The organism is Spirochaetota bacterium, assembly GCA_035477215.1.
Lineage (GTDB): Bacteria > Spirochaetota > UBA4802 > UBA4802 > UBA5368 > MVZN01.
On the sequence record DATIKU010000040.1, the window covers coordinates 17,037 to 32,823 of the forward strand.

Below are 15,787 nucleotides of genomic sequence, written 5' to 3' on the forward strand. Positions count from 1 at the left end.
CGCGGCGCGCCGCCGTTCACTCCTCGATCCCTCCCTCACACCACGACCGTCCTAATCTAATTCGCGATTTTTCACGATAATTACCTGAAGGCTGAAAATCCGTCCGTACCGGAGCGCACGCAATGAGCAGGCACCTTATTCCTCTCGTGTTGATCATTTTTTTCATGGTTCCCGAACTCGGGGCCTACACCGGCCGGCGCCACGAATGGTGGAAGATCAGGCTCCGAAACCTGCGCGTAGAAAGCGCGTCCCTCGAAAAGAACGTCCTGATCGATCCGGCGGTACGGGAGCTGGTTAGAAACGATATCGAACGGGCCGGAACGGTCATACGGGCATTCGAACGGGAGCGCGGCGGCGAGGCGATTGGCCATGAAAACAAAACATGGTCGACCGACGCGATACTGGCGCTCGCCGGACAGATCGCCGCTCCCGTATTTTCAATCTGCCTTCTCGAATACATCACGACCTCGGCCGGGCATCGAGATAATTACCGGGCGGTGAAGGACGCCGCCGGAAATGAGGTCCGCCGGATGATGAAAACCTCCCTTGGCGCGGCCGACGACGAGCTTCTCGACACGATCGTCTCCGGGGACGTTTCGAAGGTGGAATGGCAGTACTGCGCGCTTGAGGCGTTCCTTTCCGCGGCGAAACGCGCGAGCGGAGACCTTCGCACGCGCGTCATCTCATCCGCCGGCGAAAGCGTTGCGCCCGGGGAGTCGGCCCTGTCGCCCGCCGAGGTGCGCAGGCTCGTTGTGGAAAAGTCGCTCGCCGAATGCGCCGCGCTCATGAATCCCTCGACCATCGCCATTACACCTGACGACCTGGCCTCTGCGCCCTCCTGGCAGTCGGTGCGCTCGAGGATCGGCCATCGTCTTTCGCTCATGAAAGAGCTCAGGGAGATGGCCGATACCGGCGGCGAATTTATCGCCCCGGTAAAGCTCCGGGAACTGCTCGACAAGGCGCCCGACACCGAGCGCCTTGTCTTCTCCAGGGCCGCCCTGCGCTACTTCGACCGCCGCAACATTGACACGGCCGCGGGCGGGGAACCGTCGGGGACCGGGACGTTTATCCGGATACCGAAAAATCCGGACGGCACCATGGTCTTTCGCGACCTTGACGAAGCGCGCCGCGCCGCGGTGTCCTCGATACGCGGCGGGGATGCCCCGGAGCTTTTCACCGCAACCGAAAAGAATTTCGCGTCCATTGTCGACAGGTACACCGCCGAGACACGCACGGGTTTTTTCGCCGGGGAGGAGCGCCTGCGGAGAATAAAGAACGACGACCCGGTCGGCGGGATCGCGAACGAAAAGGAATTTATGCAGGCGAAGGCCGTTTTCGTCGACAGGATGGCGCTCGTTCAGGGGTACGTTTTCAGGTCCATGCGCTATCTCAAATGGCTATCCGCGGGGCGAAAGCTCGACGGCGAGGTGATCGTCGCATCGCTCAGGACGCGCGCCGCCGCGAACAGGGAATACCTGTCATTCGCGGAAAGGCTCGCGGTCGAAGGGGAAGCGATCGCCATGCTCCGGCACCCCGTCCTGCACCGGCGCTACGCGCTCGCCGCGCGAAATATCGAGGGCCTTTACCGCGCCGCGGGAAATTCCATGAGCCTGGATAAGAATGCCGCGCGTTTTCAGAGCGCCGCGCAGCAGGCCGAGGTTCGCTCCCTGCGCTCGGTTTTCAGCGACGAGCTTAAAGCGGCCCGGATGGCAAACGCGGCGCGCCTTGCCGCTTTTTCGAAAAACGTCGCCGCATCGGCGAAAAAGGAAGCGGGACTCGCCGAAGCCTTCCAGGGCGCGACGGCGGATTTTGAAATGGAACAGATGCTTAAGAGGCTCGACGAATACTCGGCGCTGTACGCCCGGCTGGACTACACGGGCAGGGCGCTCGGCCGCTACGCGAAGCTGTACGGCGAAATGGAAGCCCGGCTTTCCCGCGGTGAAAAACCCGTCCGGCTCGACGAGGTCATTTCCAAAAAATCCCTGCTGGGTATGGTCGAGCATTTCGATACCGTCGCCATCCGTGCCGAACGGGCGACGGCCGGATACCTGCGCGGGGAAATAGCCACGGAGATTTCACGCCTCGCCACACTGGTCAATTACTACCGTCAACGGAAGATTGAAATACACCGCGGGCCCTCGGCCGAACAACTCGCCGAGCGCCGCAAGGCGCTTGACGTGTCCCCGTCCGTCACGGTCGCGTCGTGGACGATGAACGGCCTTAACTTTGAGGAGGTCGACCGCAAGGCGGCGCACCGGCTCACCGGGATGTACCACCGTCTTATCTGGCGGACGAAGCGGCCGCCCGAAACCGATGTCGCCGGCGCGCCGCCGACCGCCTCAACCGACGGGCACCTCCTCTCGCCGCTCATCCCCGCGGGATGGTTCGCAAGCGAACCGGCCGCGGACGAGGCGGGCGATGGGATCATCAGGCGTTACACCAGCGCCGACAAATCGGCGAGCATCACCATCGCGCGAGTCCAGGCCGGTGGCAGAATGCTCAGCGAGATCAGCGCGCGCTGGGCGAAGGAACGCGGCGCCGGAATCGTCAGACAGCGATGGGGGAAAAAGGAGAATCTCGACTACTTCTGGACGCTGGCCCGAAGCCCCGGGAGGAACGTTATGGAGGTCTATGTGCTGGGCGAGGGCGAGGGCGCGCTTGTGGTGTCGGGCACCGCGCCGCGCGACCGCTACACGGCGTTCAAGCCCCATCTCGACGCCGTCTTCGAATCCATGGCGCGCTGACGGCCGGCCTTTTCGGGGCGGCGGCTAAGGCTCGCTCATGATCGCGCCCCAGTGTCCTCGGAGTGTCGGCATCTTCAGCGCCTCGGACAGAAGCCCCATGAATTCCGAGCGCGGTATCCCGCGCGCCCCCAGGCTCTCCAGGTGCGCCGTATGCACCTGGCAGTCGATCAGCGTAAATCCCCGGGAGTGAAGCTCCTCCACAAGCGCGATGAACGCCGCCTTCGACGCGTTGGACACCGCCGCGAACATCGACTCGCCGAAAAAGCAGCCTCCCAGCGAAACACCGTAGAGCCCGCCGGCGAGATCATCGTCCCTCCATGCCTCGGCCGAGTGGGCCAGGCCCAGTTGGTGCAGTTCGGTATAGGCCTCGAGCATGTCGTCGGTGATCCAGGTGCCCTTCTCGTGACGGCGCCGCCGGGAGCGGCAGGCCTCGATTACGCCGCGGAAGTCGCGGTCGAAGGTGATGGTGAAAATACTGCGTTTCATGATCCGGCGCATGCTGCGCGAGACTTTCAGCTCATCGGGAAACAGGACGTATCGCGGGTCGGGCGACCACCAGATGATCGGGTCGTCGTCCGAATACCAGGGGAAGATGCCGTTACGATAGGCTTCCACGAGGCGTCGGGGAGAAAGGTCACCGCCGACCGCGAGGACCCCGCCCTCGGCGGCGAGCTCGGGCGGGGGAAAGACGATGTCCTCGCACAGGCGGTAGACCGGCATGGTGGCCCTCTCAGGCTGCGGGAGCTTTGCCCTCGACGACGCGTATCACCACCTCGTCGTTTTCGATCATCGCCTCGGCCTTTCCGCCGCCGGCAAGCCGACCGAAAAGCACCTCGTCGACGAAGAAGCGCTTGATTTTGTCCTGCACCAGCCGCGCGATCTCGCGCGCGCCGAACTCGGGCGAATAGCCACTGTGCGCGAGCCAGCGCACGCATTCGTCGGTAATGGCGAGCTCGACGCTCTTTTCCGCAAGCTGAAGGGCGAATTCATCGACCGTCTTCTTCACGATGCTCTGCACGATCTCCTCGGTGAGGCCGGAGAAGGTGATGACGGCGTCCAGGCGGTTGCGAAACTCAGGGGCGAAGATGCGCTCGACCGCGCTCTGCACCGCGCCGGGGTTGCCCGTCTCGTCCCCGAAGCCGATCTTTGATTTCGCCAGCTCGCGCGCGCCGGCGTTCGAGGTCATGATGATGACGACGTTCCGGAAATCGGCCTTGCGCCCGCTGTTGTCGGTGAGCGTGGCGTAATCCATCATCTGTAAAAGCGTGTTGAAAATATCGGGGTGCGCCTTCTCGATCTCGTCCAGGAGCAGCACCGCGTAGGGGTTCTTGCGGATGGCCCCGGTGAGGAGCCCTCCCTCCTCGTACCCGACATACCCGGGGGGCGCGCCGATAAGCCGGGCGACCGTATGCTTCTCCTGGTACTCGCTCATATCGAAGCGGTGAAGCGAAACGCCCATCACCGAGGCAAGCTGGCGCGAGAGCTCGGTCTTGCCGACGCCCGTGGGCCCCACGAAAAGGAAGGAGGCCACCGGCTTGTTCGGCTCGCGAAAGCCCGCACGCGCGCGCTTGATCGCCTCCACGATCATCGCTATTGCCTCGTCCTGCCCGAAAATCCGCGCCCTGAGTTCGGTCTCGAGGTTGTGCAGCTTCTCGACCTCGGTCGAGGACACGTTCTTCTCGGGGACCTTCGCCATCTTCGCCACGACGCGCTCGACATCGGCGGTCCCGATGAGGATCGACGCGTCGTCGGAGACTTTCATGCGCGCGAAGGCCCCCGCCTCGTCGATGACATCGATCGCCTTGTCGGGAAGGTGGCGGTCGTTGATGTATTTCGCCGAGAGCTCGGCGGCCGCGCAAAGCGCCTCCTCGGAATACTCGACCCCGTGGTATTCCTCATACCGCGACTTGAGCCCTTTGATGATGAGCACAGTGTCCTCGACGGTCGGTTCGCTCACCTCTATCTTCTGGAAGCGCCGCGAGAGCGCCCCGTCCTTTTCGAAATATTTGCGGTATTCATCGTACGTGGTCGAGCCGACACAGCGAAGTTTCCCCGTGGCGAGCGCCGGCTTCAGTATGTTCGACGCGTCCATGGACCCGCCGGACACGGCCCCGGCCCCGACGATGGTGTGGATCTCGTCGATAAAGAGTATGACGTTCTTCCGCTTTTCGAGCTCGGCGAGCACGCGTTTCATGCGCTCCTCGAAATCGCCCCGGTAACGGGTGCCCGCCAGGATCGCTCCCATGTCGAGGGAGTAGATGCGGGCCTCGCGGAGCGCCTTGGGCACCTTGCCTTCCGCAATGAGCTGGGCAAGCCCCTCGGTAATCGCCGTCTTCCCCACGCCGGGGTCGCCCACGTGAATGGGATTGTTTTTGAAGCGCCGGCAGAGTACCTGCACGGTGCGCTCGAGGATGTCCTCGCGCCCGATGAGCGGCTCGAGCTCCCCCTTCCTCGCGCGCTCGGTGAGCTCGACGGTGAAGGCGCGCAAGACCTTGTCTTTGTCCTTTTCTTTCGTCTTCGTATCGGCATCGGCATCGGCCTCTTCGCCGGGCGCTTCGCCATCGTCCTTTTCGCCGGGATCGCGGTACCCGCCGTGCGATATATAATTGACCAGGTCGTAGCGCGTCACCCCCTCCCTGCCCAGGTAAAACGCGGCGAAGGATTCCTTTTCGTCGAAGAGCGACACCAGCACGTCGCCGAGATCCAGCACTTCCTTCTGCGCCGAGGCGGTGTGCCAGATGGCCCGCTCCAAAACGTTCTGAAAACCCAGCGACTGCATGGGCTCGGCGCCGTCGACGCCCGGCTCGATACCGGGGACCTTCTCCTCCAGATGGGATTTCAGGCTGTTCTTCAACCGCTCCACGTCGCCGCCGCAGCCCTCCACGATCTCGCGCCCCTCGTTGAAGAAGAGCGCGGCGTAGAGCAGATGTTCCGGCGTGAAGTATTCGTGCCGGCGGGTCTTCGCCTCGTTGAACGCCGCCATGATGATCTGGTTCAGTTCGTCGTTTATCTGCATCGCTCTGTCCTCACGCGTCTTCCATGCTGCATTTAAGCGGGAACTCCCGCGCCCGCGCCATGGAGTGCACCTGCGTCACCTTCGTCGCGGCGATGTCATAGGTAAACACCCCGCACATCCCCCTGCCCCGGCGGTGCACATCCATCATGATTTTCGTCGCCTCGGCGGCCGGCTTGCGAAATACCGAAACAAGCACCTCAACCACGAAATCCATCGTGGTGTAGTGGTCGTTGTGAAGGATGACCCGGTACATCTTCGGCTCCCGGACCTCCGTCTCGCGGTCGACTTTCAGGCCGCCGTCGAAGACGCCGTCCCTGTCGGGATTATTCGGCATACGGCTTCGTCCTTGATTATCAGAAAATTATCAGGCTTGTTGCTTAACCCGGTGTCATTGCGGGCCCCGGCCTTATCGGGGCGCGGCAATCCCTTTTTATACCGGCTGCTTCCCGCCTTTTGGGATCGCCACGTCGCTGCGCTCCTCGCGATTACAATTTTATCAGTTTCGCAACAAGCCTGTTACCTACACATCACGTAACTGGAACGGGCGTCCGGGGCGTAATTCACCGTTCCGCATCCACCCAGCGGGATTCATCCCACGAGTACCGCTGGTGCGGATTAAAACCGGACTTGTACTCCATGCGAGGGCAGCCCTTTACATGATACCCGAGATAATAATACGCAAGAGCCAGGCTTCCGGCAAGCTCAATTTCTTTAAGGACGCTATAGATACCGGGGCTGTGGTGCGCGAATTCCGATCGAAAGATGAAATAGACGCTCGAGAGCCCCCTGCTCGACCGGTCGAGAAAGCCGACCGCCAGGAGCCTTTCGTCCCGATAGTATTCCGACTGCACACCCGGGCAGGACACCTGATAAAAGTTGAAGAGAAAATCCTCGAACGCCGGATCCCGGCCGAAACGATCCCTGCTGTGTTCTTCGTATATGGAAAAGATCTCGTGGGAGTGATGGAGCGCCCCGAAACGCACCTCGGTCTTCATGTTTTTATTGATTACTCGACGCTGGCTCTTCGACGGCCTGAAACCGGCCACGGGGACCCTGAGGGGAACGCAGCTTTTACATCCGGGGCAGTCGGGCCTGAAAAAATACCATCCGAACTTTCTCCATCCCGTCGAAAGAAGCCTCTCGAGATCGTTGCCGTCGAGGTCGTGCGCGAAGAAATACTCAAACCTCGAGGTGCGCCCGGGGAGATAGGGGCACTCTCCCTCCTCCGAGAGCCTCCTCTCCTGTAAAATCAGCATTCGACAAAGCCTTCCCCGCTGAAAATATAGAATCCCGAAGGGCGCACGCCGCCGATCATGAGCATGCCCGCTTGCCGGGCGAGCTCGATGCTGCGCGCGGTCGGCGCGGCGCGCGAGACGAGCACCGGCGCCGAGACGGCTATTGCCTTCATTACGATCTCGCTCGCGAGCCTCCCGGTGGAGAGGATCATCGAGCGCTCGAGCGACAGGCCGCTTTTCAGCGCATACCCCAGTATTTTGTCGATGGCATTGTGCCGCCCAATCTCGTCGAAGAAGCACTGCCGCCGCCCCTCTACCGAGTAGAGCGCGGCGCTGTGCACGCCGTGCGTTAGTTTGTGGATCTCGGAGGCATGCAGAAATTCTCTCATGCCGGCCGTAACGACCGACGCCCTGACACGGGGGACCTCCCCTCGCGTCCGCGGGATCGCGTCCGCGGGCTGGGAGCCGGACTGCCCACAGCCGGAAGCGATCGAGCGGATGCGGAACAGGCGCTCGAGCAGATCGTCGTTCTCCGCGGTATCGATGTTTATGGTGAAGGCCTGTTCGTCGATCTCGACTGAGTGCACCTCGTCCGCCGATCGGATGACGCCCTCGGCGGCGAGATGCCCCAGCGCCAGCTTATCGAGGTCGCTTCCCGAGCATACGATGGAGACGAAAGGATTGCCGTTTACGGAAAGCGTAAACGCGTACTCGGCGCTCACCGGAATGTCTATCGGCGCGATAGCCGACCCCGTGCACCGGTAGGCCCCTACCGTGACGTACTGCGGTAGCGCCATATCATGCGCCTCCATCCACGGCGCGGAATATCTTTTTAAAAGCGGCAGGCGCGAGGGCCACGCATCCCCGGCTCCCCGGGGGAACCTCTCCGAGCGATTCGACGAGGGCATCGATCGTCGTCCCCGCCACCTCCGAAGCGCGCTTCCCGTGCGCAAACTCGTTGAAGTACGATGCTCCGGCGATCGCATAGCCGCAGCCGTAGACCCGGGTCTTGATGTCTGTCACGATACCGCCGCCGTCGATACGCACAGTCATGCGCACCAGGTCGCTGCAGGTATCGCTCTTCACCAGCGCCCTTCCCGTCGGTTCATCGACCTCCCCCATGCGGCGGGGGTGGAGAAAATGGTCTTTCAGTATCGCATTTTTCACGTGTTCATCGATCGCGGGACCGCGCTCCGCCATTCCATAAGCGTACGTATTCGACACTCGTGTCAATTAAAATATACGGAACTCCCGTTCCTCGACGAATCCCATAAAGGAATAAGGGGTTGCGCTTACCCGCTCCTTTCCCAGGGGGTTACATCATGTATCCCCGTGTTGAAATACGACACCGACCGCATTTAAGATTGACATTTTCATCTTTTTATGCAATTGATCAATGATCAATTCACTCCACGGAGATGCGCCATGAAACTGACAGGCAGCCCAATCATCCTTGAAACCAGAGGCGGAAAAGTTTCAATAATCAGAAACGATCACGGAGTTCCCGAAATAAGCGGCAGAAGACATGAGGACGTTTACTACGGCATGGGTTGGGTGCACGCCCACGACCGCCAGCTTCAGGCCCTGCTCACGCGGCTCCTTCTGCAGGGGCGCGCGGCCGAAAAGCTCGCCGGGGAGCCCGCTCTCATCGAAATAGACCGTTACATGCGTCGCATGCAGTTTCTCCCCGATCCGGAGAGTGAGATTAAAAAGCTGGAACCCGCTGTCCGCCGCTACCTCGAGTTTTACGCGCAGGGTTTCAACCACTACCTCCAAACGCACGGCGCCGTGTTCGAGTTCCGCCTTCTGGGATACAGGCCGGAGCCCTGGGAGATAAAGGACTCGCTCATCCTCGGGAAGATCATGGCCTTCCTGGGCCTCGCCGACGCGCAGGGCGCCATGGAAAAATTCCTGACCCAGATGATCCGGCATGACCTCGGCGAGAGAAAGCTCCGGGAGTTGTTTCCCTATCTCACCGAAAAGATCGACTACGATATGATGAAGAAGCTCAGCCTTGCACCGCCGCTCATTCCGGCGGCGCTCAAGTGGCTGTCGAAACTCCCGAAGATGACGGCGAGCAACAACTGGGCCGTGTCCGGCAAGCTGACGGCCTCGGGCAAGCCCATCTATTGCAGCGATCCACACCTGGAGGTTAACCGCATCCCCGCCATATGGCAGGAGATCGTGCTGCGGCTGCCGGACGACGTCATCATGGGGGCGAGCCTGCCGGGCGTACCCGGCATCGCCATAGGCCGGACCAGGAACCTCGCATGGGGGGCGACCTACTCCTTCATGGACATGGTCGATTACCGTATCGAGGAATGCCGGGGCGGGCGCTACCGGCGCGGAAAACAGTGGAAGCCGTTTAAGGTGCGGGAAGAGCTCATCGCGGTGAAAAAGGGCGAGCCCGTCATCGAAAAAGTCTACGAAAACGAGCTCGGCGTTTTGGAGGGCGATCCGTTCATCGAAGGACATTACCTTGTACTGTGCTGGTCGGCCGCCCGCGGATGCGGCGCCGGCGAGTTCAACGGACTTTTGACGCTCCCTCATGCCAAAAACGCGCGCGAGGCGATGGCCTGCTTCAGAAAGCTCGAGGCGCTGTCGTTTAACTGGGTAATGGCCGACTCGCTCGGAAACATCGCCTACCAGATGAGCGGTCGGCTGTACAGGCGGCCCAAGGGAGTGAGCGGCCTCGTCCCGCTTCCGGGCTGGGAGAAGAAGTACACCCCGCGCGGTTTCGTGAGCGCATCCCTGCTTCCCGCCGCATATAACCCGCCCGAGGGAATCATCGTCACCGCCAACCAGGACCTCAACCGCCTCGGAAAGGCGAAGCCCATCAACCTCCCCATGGCCTCCTATCGCGCCGACCGCATTACGCAGCTTTTAAAAAAGAAAAAAAAGCTTACGGTCGAGGACATGAAGCGCATTCACTTCGACCTCTATTCGCTCCAGGCCGAGCGTTTCCTGAAGGTACTGCGGCCCCTGCTCCCGGATTCCGACAACGGGCGCATACTCCGCGAATGGGAGTGCACCTACAGCGCCGACTCGCGCGGCGCGACGTTGTTCGAGTCGGTGTACCGCTCCCTGCTTCGGACCGTGTTCGGCGACAACGGCATGGGGCGCGAAATCGTCGACTACGCCATGAGCGAAACGGGCCTTTTCAACGATTATTACGGCAATTTCGACGAAATACTCATGGACCCGCGCTCGGCGTGGTTCGACGGCCGGCCGCGCGAGGAGCTTTTCAAGAAAGCCATTAAAGAAGGCCTGTCGGTCACACCGAAGCAATATGGAAAAACGCGCATGGTGACGCTTTCGCACCTCCTCTTCGGCGGCAAGCTTCCGCGCTTTCTCGGCTTCGATTACGGCCCCATATCGCTTCCCGGCGGGAGGGCGACCGTGTCCCAGGGGCAGATATTCAAAAGCTCCGGACGAGTCACCACCTTCAGTCCGTCGTATCGCATGATCGCCGACCTCGCCGAGAAGGCGCTGCATACGAACATCGCCGGAGGAAGCTCCGACCGGCGTTTCTCGCGCTGGTATATGAGCGACATGGAAAACTGGACCAGGGCGGTATACAAGGTGCTGGCATAGGCCGGCGCAGTTTCCACGGCCTTATACACCATTCACCAAGCGGGAATCCTCCCGCGAAAAAGCCGCGTGCTCGATCGGCTTTTTGCCAGGGGAAACGCATATACAGCCAGACAAACCGGATTTTTTGAAAAAAACCGATTTTATGTTGACAGAATAGCCCTCACGGCAATATGCTACTATTACTATAACTATAGTAGTATATAGGCGTTTCACTCTGCTTCGCTCGTCATCGTGCGGGCGTTCCATACTTCATCGAGGAGGACCATCATGGCCCGGCTGCTCAACAACATCACCGAAACCATCGGCAATACTCCGCTCGTCGTCCTTAACAGGGTAATCGACGGAGCACCGGCGACGGTTGCCATCAAGCTGGAATCATTCAACCCCCTCTCCAGCGTAAAGGACCGCATCGGCGCGGCGATGATAGAGGATGCCGAAAAGCGGGGCTTGCTGAAAAAGGATGCCACCATCATCGAGCCGACCAGCGGCAACACCGGCATCGCGCTGGCGTTTGTCGCCGCCGCGAAGGGATACCGGCTCATCCTCACAATGCCGGAGACCATGAGCGTTGAACGCAGACAGCTATTGAAGATCCTCGGCGCGGAGCTTGTTCTCACGCCCGGGCCGGAGGGCATGAAGGGCGCCATCAGGAAGGCCGAGGAGCTCCTGGCCGCGACAGCGGGCTCCTTCATGCCCCAGCAGTTCAACAATCCGGCCAACCCGGAAATACACCGCACAACGACCGCCGAGGAGATATGGCGCGACACCGACGGCGCCGTGGATATTGTGGTCGCGGCCGTCGGGACCGGCGGAACCATCACCGGAGTATCCGAAGCCCTGAAGAAAAAGAAACCCGGATTGAAAGCGATCGCCGTCGAACCGGAGAAATCACCGGTCATCTCGGGCGGCAAGCCGGGTCCGCATAAAATCCAGGGCATCGGTGCGGGATTCATCCCGGGCGTGCTGAACCGGGAGATTATCGACGAGATCATGACGGTCACGGAAGAGGACGCCGGCGAAACGGCGCGCAGGCTGGCCCGCGAAGAGGGAATCCTCGTCGGCATATCCGCCGGTGCGAACGTGTGGGCGGCGATACAGGTGGCCAAGAGGACCGAAAACGCGGGGAAGCTGATCGTCACCATCGGATGCGATACAGGCGAGCGCTACCTTTCAACCTGGCTCTTTCAGGAAAGCCAGTGATGACGGCACATACCGACGCATTCAACCGGCCGGCACAGGCCACGCAGTTAGCCGAATTCCATCCGGATTCACAGGAGATGTCCATTCGTCATGAATGAAAAACTGAGACACCTGCGGGCGATACTGGAAGAGATGGAAAGCGCTCTCGTCGCCTACTCGGGCGGTACGGACAGCGCGTTCCTCCTGAAAGTAGCGCACGACGCGCTCCATCCGCGAATTCTGGCCGTCACCGCCCGTTCGAAGACCTACCCGGCACGGGAACTGGAAGAAGCCCGGTCGATCGCCGGATCGCTCGGCGTGGAACATCTGGTCGTCGACACCGACGAGCTCGAAGACGAGCGCTACGCGGCGAATCCGCCCGAGCGCTGCTACTGGTGCAAGCGCGCGCTTTTAAAAAGGCTGATCGCGCTGGCGGCCGAACGCGGGCTCGCCTTTGTCATCGAGGGATCGAACCTCGATGACAAAGGCGACTACCGGCCGGGTGAGCGTGCCGTCCGCGAGCTCGGCGTGCGAAGCCCGCTACGCGAAGCCGGACTTACCAAGGCCGAGATTCGCGAACTCGCGCGCGCGATGGGGCTTTCCAACTGGGACAAGCCCGCCCAGGCCTGCCTTGCCTCGCGCTTCCCATATGGGACGCGCATAACGGCAGAGCGCCTTGAACTGGTGGGGCGCGCCGAGCGGGTGCTTGCCGGGATGGGCCTTTCGCAGTTCCGCGTCCGCTACCACGGGGAGATCGCGCGAATCGAGACGCTCAGGGAGGAAATGCCGCTCGTACTCGAGGAAAGAGCGGCCGGGCTGATCGCGTCGAGATTCAGGGAGATAGGTTTCAGATACGTCGCGCTCGACATACAGGGCTACCGCATGGGAAGTCTTAACGAGGTGCTCGAACCATGAAGCTCTCCACCCGCTCTCGATACGGCCTCAGGCTCCTTTTCCAGCTCGCTCTGCGCTACGGCCGGGGCCCCGTCCAGCTTTCGGATATCTCCGAGAGGGAGGACATCTCCGAGAAATACCTGGGGCAGATCATCATCCATATCCGCTCATCGGGACTGGTGGGTTCGGTCCGGGGGGCGCGGGGAGGTTACTTTCTCACGCGGCACCCGTCGCAGATCACCGTGATGGACGCTCTCACGGTGCTCGAGGGTTCACTCTGCCCGGTGGAATGCGTGGAATCGAGACAGTGCGACCGCGCCGACGAGTGCAGTACGCGGCGCGTCTGGTCGATGCTGAACGATCGGATCACCGAAACCCTCTCGGGCATCACACTGGCCGACATGCAGGAATGGCGCGAGAAGGAGTCCGGCGCCCCTTCATACGCGATCTGACGTCCGCCGGCGCGCCGCCGCGATGCAATTTTGAAAAACCATCCGAAAGGAGAAAACGATGAACGAAACAACTCTTAAAAACGCCGGATTCGAAACCAGGGCCCTGCACGCCGGCCAGATCGTCGACGAAACGATGTCGCGCGCGGTCCCCATACACCGGACGAGCTCGTACCTGTTTAAAAGCACCGAGCACGCCGCCAACCTCTTCGGGCTTAAGGAGCTGGGAAACATCTATACGCGCCTCATGAACCCCACGCACGACGTGCTCGAGAAGCGCATGGCCTCTCTGGAGGGCGGCGCCGCGGCCGTGGCCGTCGCCTCGGGAACGGCGGCCATTTACTACTCCATCATCAACATCGCCGAGACCGGCGACGAGATCGTCTCGGCCAACAATCTCTACGGCGGAACCTTCACCATGTTCCACGACATCCTCCCGCAGTTTAAAATAAACGTGAACTTCGTCGATCCGCGCGAGCCGAAGAATTTCGAAAAGGCCATCACCAAAAAGACCAGGGCCCTTTTTGTCGAGACCATCGGCAATCCCGCACTGGACTTCGCCGACATCGGCGGGATCGCCGCCGTCGCTCGAAAGCACCACCTGCCGCTCATCGTCGACTCCACCTTCACGCCGCCGTCGATGCTCCGGCCGATCGAGCACGGTGTCGATATCGTGGTGCATTCGCTCACCAAGTGGATCGGCGGCCACGGCACGGCTATCGGCGGCATCGTGGTCGATTCCGGCGGGTTCGACTGGACCGACCCCAAATTCAGGCTCTTCAACGAGCCCGAGGCGAGCTACCACGGCCTCCGCTACGCGCACGACCTCGGGCCGCTCAACCCGGTGGCCTTCGCGCTTCGCCTGCGCACGGTGCCGCTCAGGAACCTCGGCGCCGCCATCTCGCCCGACAACGCCTGGATGTTCATACAGGGGCTGGAGACACTCGCCCTGCGCATGGAACGCCACTCGCAGAACGCCATGGCGGTCGCCGAATACCTGAAACAGCACCCCAAGGTAACCTGGGTGCGCTACCCCGGGCTTCCCGACGATCCCACGCATGCGGTCGCGGCCAACTATCTTAAAAACGGATTTGGCGGGATGGTGGTCTTCGGCATCCGGGGCGGCAAGCCGGAGGGGCAGCGCTTCATCGAGAACCTCGGGCTGTTTTCTCACCTCGCCAACGTCGGCGACGCGAAGAGCCTGGCGATCCACTCGGCGACGACCACGCACAGCCAGCTCTCCGAGGACGACCGGCTGAAGGGGGGCATCACGCCCGATCTCATCCGTCTTTCAATCGGGATCGAGACCATCGACGACATACTCGACGACCTCAACCAGGCGCTCGTAAAGGCGTGCGATGCCTGCTGACGATCCACGGGAGTACCGCGCCGCGATGACCGACCGTACGGCGCTCGTCTTGGGCGGCGACGCCGTCAGGCGCTTCGGGGAAACGAGTGTCATCGTCTTCGGGCTGGGCGGGGTCGGAAGCTGGTGCGCCGAGGCGCTGGTGCGCACCGGTATCGGCCACCTGACGATCGTCGACCACGATGTCATCTGCGCGGGCAACATCAACCGCCAGGCGCAGGCGACCTCGCGCACGATCGGAAAACCAAAGGCCGGGGCGCTCGGCGCGCGTCTGGCCGAAATCAACCCGCATGCGCGCGTCAACGCGCGGGCGGAACGATTCACCGCGGAGAGCGCCGGCGAATTCGGCATCGGCTCATACGATTACATCATCGACGCCATCGACAGCGTCGATGACAAGATCGTGCTCATCGAAACGGCCATCGGCGCGCGGAAAACCATCTTCTCGTCGATGGGAGCCGCCGCGCGGACCGATCCCACGCGCGTACGTACGGCAAGGCTCGGCAAAACGCACGGATGCCCGCTTGCGCGCACGGTCAGGCGTCGGCTCAAACATGCCGGCGTCTTTGCGGACTTCATCTGCGTCTACAGCGACGAACCAGTGGCGGAGGCGCAGCACCCGGATAAAAAAGCCACCCTCTGCGAGAACGACGCAGGACGAAGGAAGCGAATCAACGGCTCGCTCGTTCAGGTTACGGCGGTGTTCGGATTCACGCTTGCGGGACTGGTTGTGTCGGATGTCGCCGGTATTCCTTCGAACAGCAGGAGTAGGACATAGACCATAACCCGTGAATAAAGTTGATTAAATCATGAATGCAGTGTATTCTATAAAAACGTCGCCGAAGGCAATTGAGGCTGCCGAATCGGGGCCCCCGCGTCCTAAACCTGGCATTTCCGAATATTTTCTGATCGGTCCCGTCAGGCGAAACCGGGTACCCAACTTAATGCACATTATATTCCAACACGGGAGGAACCCCATGAAGAAAACCATCACCGCATCGATACTCATCATGAGCGTCGCACTGGCAGGATCGCTCTATGCCCAGAAGGGGGCGCCCAAAGGCAAATCAGCCGAGAAACAGCAGACGATGTGCCCGGTAATGGGCGGCGAGGTCGATAAAAACGTTTTCGTCGACTACAAGGGCAAACGCGTCTATTTCTGCTGCACAAGCTGCGTCGAAGAGTTCAACAAGAATCCCGAGAAGTATATGAACAAGATGAGGAAGGAGGGTGTCGTCCCGGGGAACTCCCCCGGCGGCGCGAAAGCGCCGAAGCGGCAGGACCACAGAGGGCATAACCATTAGAGCCCG

The 15,787-nt window shown here is 61.3% G+C and carries 14 protein-coding genes; 8 read left to right on the forward strand and 6 right to left on the reverse strand.

Annotation, left to right across the window (positions count from 1 at the left end; translation table 11 throughout):
• Positions 1-122: 122 nt before the first annotated feature.
• Positions 123-2,744, forward strand: a complete 2,622-nt coding sequence (locus VLM75_09185; GenBank protein ID HSV97094.1) for a hypothetical protein — start codon at positions 123-125, stop codon at positions 2,742-2,744.
• Between the two features lie 24 nt (positions 2,745-2,768).
• Here the strand turns inward: VLM75_09185 and aat are convergent, their stop codons facing one another.
• The 6 genes from aat to VLM75_09215 all read right to left on the reverse strand — a co-directional run bounded on the left by aat (position 2,769) and on the right by VLM75_09215 (position 8,162).
• Positions 2,769-3,464, reverse strand: a complete 696-nt coding sequence (gene aat / locus VLM75_09190) for a leucyl/phenylalanyl-tRNA--protein transferase (protein HSV97095.1) — start codon at positions 3,462-3,464, stop codon at positions 2,769-2,771.
• A 10-nt stretch (positions 3,465-3,474) separates the two neighbouring features.
• Positions 3,475-5,760: an ATP-dependent Clp protease ATP-binding subunit ClpA gene (clpA, locus tag VLM75_09195; GenBank protein ID HSV97096.1), complete on the reverse strand. Its 2,286-nt coding sequence runs from the start codon at positions 5,758-5,760 to the stop codon at positions 3,475-3,477.
• 10 nt (positions 5,761-5,770) lie between these two features.
• Positions 5,771-6,094, reverse strand: coding sequence for an ATP-dependent Clp protease adapter ClpS (gene clpS, locus VLM75_09200; protein ID HSV97097.1), 324 nt, complete (start codon positions 6,092-6,094; stop codon positions 5,771-5,773).
• Between the two features lie 226 nt (positions 6,095-6,320).
• A complete protein-coding gene (locus VLM75_09205; GenBank protein HSV97098.1) occupies positions 6,321-7,016 on the reverse strand; it encodes an arginyltransferase in 696 nt (231 codons plus the stop codon).
• Complete coding sequence (fdhD, locus tag VLM75_09210) at positions 7,010-7,792, reverse strand: formate dehydrogenase accessory sulfurtransferase FdhD (protein HSV97099.1); 783 nt, start codon at positions 7,790-7,792, stop codon at positions 7,010-7,012. Before fdhD ends, VLM75_09205 begins: the two co-directional genes overlap by 7 nt.
• A 1-nt stretch (position 7,793) precedes the next feature.
• Positions 7,794-8,162 (reverse strand): iron-sulfur cluster assembly scaffold protein, encoded by a 369-nt coding sequence (locus VLM75_09215; GenBank protein HSV97100.1) that lies wholly within the window; start codon positions 8,160-8,162, stop codon positions 7,794-7,796.
• A 258-nt stretch (positions 8,163-8,420) separates the two neighbouring features.
• On the opposite strand from VLM75_09215, the gene VLM75_09220 reads away from it, so the two are divergent.
• The 7 genes from VLM75_09220 (at position 8,421) to VLM75_09250 (ending at position 15,781) form a co-directional block, all read left to right on the forward strand.
• Positions 8,421-10,589 carry a penicillin acylase family protein gene (locus VLM75_09220; protein HSV97101.1) on the forward strand — a complete coding sequence of 723 codons (2,169 nt, stop codon included), beginning with the start codon at positions 8,421-8,423 and terminating at the stop codon, positions 10,587-10,589.
• A gap of 267 nt (positions 10,590-10,856) precedes the next feature.
• A complete protein-coding gene (cysK, locus tag VLM75_09225) occupies positions 10,857-11,789 on the forward strand; it encodes a cysteine synthase A (GenBank protein HSV97102.1) in 933 nt (310 codons plus the stop codon).
• 90 nt (positions 11,790-11,879) lie between these two features.
• Positions 11,880-12,683, forward strand: coding sequence for an ATP-dependent sacrificial sulfur transferase LarE (larE, locus tag VLM75_09230; GenBank protein ID HSV97103.1), 804 nt, complete (start codon positions 11,880-11,882; stop codon positions 12,681-12,683).
• Positions 12,680-13,114 (forward strand): RrF2 family transcriptional regulator, encoded by a 435-nt coding sequence (locus tag VLM75_09235; GenBank protein ID HSV97104.1) that lies wholly within the window; start codon positions 12,680-12,682, stop codon positions 13,112-13,114. The genes larE and VLM75_09235 overlap by 4 nt, the downstream gene beginning before the upstream one ends.
• 58 nt (positions 13,115-13,172) lie before the next feature.
• Positions 13,173-14,480 carry an O-acetylhomoserine aminocarboxypropyltransferase/cysteine synthase family protein gene (locus tag VLM75_09240; protein ID HSV97105.1) on the forward strand — a complete coding sequence of 436 codons (1,308 nt, stop codon included), beginning with the start codon at positions 13,173-13,175 and terminating at the stop codon, positions 14,478-14,480.
• Positions 14,470-15,255, forward strand: a complete 786-nt coding sequence (locus tag VLM75_09245; GenBank protein ID HSV97106.1) for a tRNA threonylcarbamoyladenosine dehydratase — start codon at positions 14,470-14,472, stop codon at positions 15,253-15,255. Before VLM75_09240 ends, VLM75_09245 begins: the two co-directional genes overlap by 11 nt.
• 199 nt (positions 15,256-15,454) lie before the next feature.
• On the forward strand, positions 15,455-15,781 hold the full coding sequence (locus tag VLM75_09250) for a YHS domain-containing protein (protein HSV97107.1): 327 nt from the start codon (positions 15,455-15,457) through the stop codon (positions 15,779-15,781).
• Positions 15,782-15,787 lie beyond the last annotated feature (6 nt).